The 3,295-nt window shown below is 52.8% G+C and carries 3 protein-coding genes; all 3 read right to left on the bottom strand.

Going from position 1 to position 3,295, the window contains the following annotated elements:
* On the bottom strand, positions 1 to 110 hold a 110-nt coding region (locus ABJ99_RS28545), incomplete at its 3' end, for a DUF3742 family protein (RefSeq protein ID WP_154864515.1).
* A 201-nt stretch (positions 111 to 311) separates the two neighbouring features.
* Positions 312 to 2,291 carry a HopW family type III effector protein gene (locus tag ABJ99_RS27985; RefSeq protein WP_268243746.1) on the bottom strand — a complete coding sequence of 660 codons (1,980 nt, stop codon included), beginning with the start codon at positions 2,289 to 2,291 and terminating at the stop codon, positions 312 to 314.
* Positions 2,213 to 2,731, bottom strand: a complete 519-nt coding sequence (locus tag ABJ99_RS30010) for a HopW family type III effector protein (protein ID WP_268243745.1) — start codon at positions 2,729 to 2,731, stop codon at positions 2,213 to 2,215. Before ABJ99_RS30010 ends, ABJ99_RS27985 begins: the two co-directional genes overlap by 79 nt.
* Positions 2,732 to 3,295: the final 564 nt, after the last annotated feature.

Raw genomic sequence — 3,295 nt, 5'->3', positions numbered from 1 at the left:
AAAAGCGACCAGAACGCGCGCTCAACATTGAGTATTCGACGCAGACCACGACCGAGCACGTGACCAAAACGCGCTGCACCGCTTAAATCCGTATTGACATCTGGGGTCATGTGTCACCTCGCCGGTCGATTAGAGCATGTCGTATTGACATCAATTGATAACCCACTAGTGGGTATATTCAGCCCAATTCCCCTTGAAAATCAAGCCCCCGACGAACAGGTGGACAACTGCTACAGACTACTTTGCCGTCCGGTTATACAAAAACTAGGCCAGATTTTCAGTGGTTTCTGAAACGCTATACTAGGCACCCTTCAAAGGTCCTCGGAGGACTTTTTTGATGAGGAACCGTCCAATGGGTCCCAGATGGCCAGTCGATGACTCGACCCAATACCAAAAATACTAGCTGCAGTGACCTTCTCGGGGGGCAAGTTATTCTTCTCTGTATAGGTGTCCACTGCTCGCTGAAGGAGGGATGATGCACCGGTGTTACAATTCCCCACCTTGTCAGTTGTGTGCGGCGGCAATCTTTGAAATTTGGGGGTGGAAGCCACCAACTGGTCACGGCGTTGAGCATCTACTTTCGGCTTGAAGCCTGCAGATCGAACTCCTGTTCCGTCGCGGCCCAACATCTCGTCCTGATAAAGCTGATGAAGCGTAAACTGTCTCTTCGCTTCCAGCAGGTCGATGCTGTCCACGTTAGATACTTTCTTCAGCTGAGCCTTTCGCCCAATGTCTTTTGGTAGATTTTCAAATGCGCGAAGATCCCGCTCCGGCGCTGCCGGCCTTGCGACCCTGTAATCACCTGCCTTCTTTGGCCACATTTCCATCGTGGATAAAGGCAGAAGGCGATAGATAGAAGAAATCTCGTTGTGCAGCTCCAATGGATCAATGGCATCACCCCTGACCGTACAATAGGCGTCATAAAAGTCTTCGCGAGTAGCAAATGACGCTCCAGCAAGCGCTGAAATCGCAGCCCTGACAGGCGCCGATAACTTGCTAGAAGTTTTCGAATCGGACCTGCCTACAAGATGACCGAGCAGTTTTTCATCCAAGGCCACAGGGCCACGTTTCGGATCACCTCCCACCCCATACAAAACTGCGCCACTTTTTCGCCCGCGGTTGGGATGACCAGCGACCACATAGCCATGCGTAGGAATGACGTAACCCCGTGTATTCCTGTTAACGTAATACACAGGAACCTTAGACAACGTTTCAGCGCCCCTGAACTTCAGTTCTTGAAGTACAGTTTTAAAGGCTTCCCGCTCATTTCCTTGAGGTAGCACAGGAAATCTACCGGGATGTCGTGCGTCTACGACCTTACCATCGCTGTCGCACTGGAAATCGATCAAGGCCGCCTCCCCTTTGATAACACGCGTTGCCCTCATCCACCCATCGCCTAGATCGAGCATCGTTGCGCCTGGCCTCCCCTTTCCATCGGCCATGAATGCGACGAACGCCTGGACACGAGACCCGGCATCTCGCATCCCCAGCAGGGATTGAATCTTGTGGCTGATTTTCCCGGCAACTCCGTTTGCCTGTGTCCAATTTGTCCTCTTTTTCTCTGCATAAAGACCAGCTACTTTTTGCGCATCGTCGGCGATTTTACCGCCCACCGCTTGCCCGGGCACGCGAGCTTCAGAGCCGCTGGAAGCGGCACGTGTAGGAGCGTAGCGCAAACTTTCGGGACGGGCACTCGAGGCTTCGAGTTGCCCCTGCCCATTACCGCCCGCTTGGCAAAGCGTCAACTTCGGCTCGACGACTTCACGGCTGCGCACAGACGTTTCGCCCTGGTAGCTCGATACCTCCTCCGATCGCGGCAAGAGATCGTTGGCCCGCAACTGCTGCAGTAGCTCTCCGGTCTCTTTCGCCAGGGAGCGGAGATCATCCCGAGTAGGCGTATCTGGACAATTTTCCGTCAATGCCGCCAAAGCATCCGGCAACCTCTCAAGTTCTAAAATCGTATCGGCGTGGGGATGGAGCAAAAGAGCAACTTCGTTGGGATCACTACGGAGATCTTCACTCAGCTCCGCAGTGCGGGCCTTTGCCATGCAAATGAAGCTTCCAAAATTCACGTAGGAAGTCATGCCGACTGGCTTTTCGGCTAGAACATCGGGGTCAAGCTGGATCAGCGCCAAAAGATCCGGAACGCCCCGCACCTTCGCGTGCGCCTCACCGGTCATTTGGCTTATTGACTGATGCAGCCGCGCCGTTTTCAGATTTTCACAAACCTGAGCCAGCGGATCATAAGAAGCATCAGATGCGTGTGTGTGTGTGCCAGTTGGCTTTTGCATCGGTCAATCATACCTTTGAGTGTCTGCTGTTCGTCACGGCCCAGCCAATGCCCGCCCTGATCGCCCTTCGCAGCCTCGGCAAGCTGATTAGCTAGTTCGGCGATATCCGGAAACGACAGGGTCTTTCTCTCCAACTCACGCTGAAGGGTACCCAGGAGGCTTGTGAAGTCCTGCTCAGAGGCAGTGGAGGTCCGTCCGAACGCCGCATTCAGTTCACCAGACGCGACGAACGCTCGAGTAAGAACCTGCTGCGGCGATTGCGCATGACTGGTTTCGGCTGCAGAGGAAGTACCGGAAAAACTCGGTATGAACGAATGAGAGAACCTGATCTGAGCTGGATTCATTGGTTTACTCCATTTGTCAGCGGTATAGCTTTGCAAAATAAAGAGATGTGTGGTGTCCCGCCCAGAATAGTTCCCTGCGCCGCGGTGAAAATGCATGAACTCCGTCTATGCAGTTGCGCTGCTGACACTCATTGGAAATGCCACAACAGGACACCCTTGATACGCCGCTTCTGGGTGCGCAACTAATGAGCCAACGCGGCTGAAAGCAAGCTCGCTCGAAATTAATCTGAGCCTGAGGGCTCCATCAGTGCAGCTAATATGGGCCGAAAAGAGCGCTGATTGCGAGCACAGTTGCTTTCGATGACAAGCTTTCACAGTTAAATCCCAATAGGGGCTAGCTGCGGGAACTGAAAGTGATGAAAACTACTTTCCCCGATAAAGGCTGCACCACCAAAAGGGCAAAATGGCCTGAAGCAAATGGCGAAGCAAAGGGTTTGAATGGAATGGGGAATAAGGGTAAGTGCCTTACCTGAAAAGGCCGGCGATTCCGCCGGAAATGGATATCGAAAGGGCTAGAAAGGCAGCTTTGCACGAATTGAAATTTACAAAAAAACCAACCTAAACAAGCAGTTGTAGACTACATTTTCTTCGGCAAGCATGGCAACATCTGTTCGCTGACACTGCTTGGATCCCAACCATTCAGGTGGCGGCTCATGTACA

Origin of the sequence: Pseudomonas syringae pv. cilantro (assembly GCF_001293775.1) — a bacterium.
Lineage (GTDB): Bacteria > Pseudomonadota > Gammaproteobacteria > Pseudomonadales > Pseudomonadaceae > Aquipseudomonas > Aquipseudomonas syringae_P.
The sequence above is the reverse complement of the archived record's forward strand: the minus strand, read 5'-3'. Positions and strand labels throughout refer to the sequence as shown.

Bases quoted from the DNA above. Each gene is read 5' to 3' on its own strand.
- ABJ99_RS27985 (WP_268243746.1), bottom strand. From the start codon at position 2,291: ATGCAAAAGCCAACTGGCACACACACACACGCATCTGATGCTTCTTAT.
- ABJ99_RS30010 (WP_268243745.1), bottom strand. From the start codon at position 2,731: ATGCATTTTCACCGCGGCGCAGGGAACTATTCTGGGCGGGACACCACA.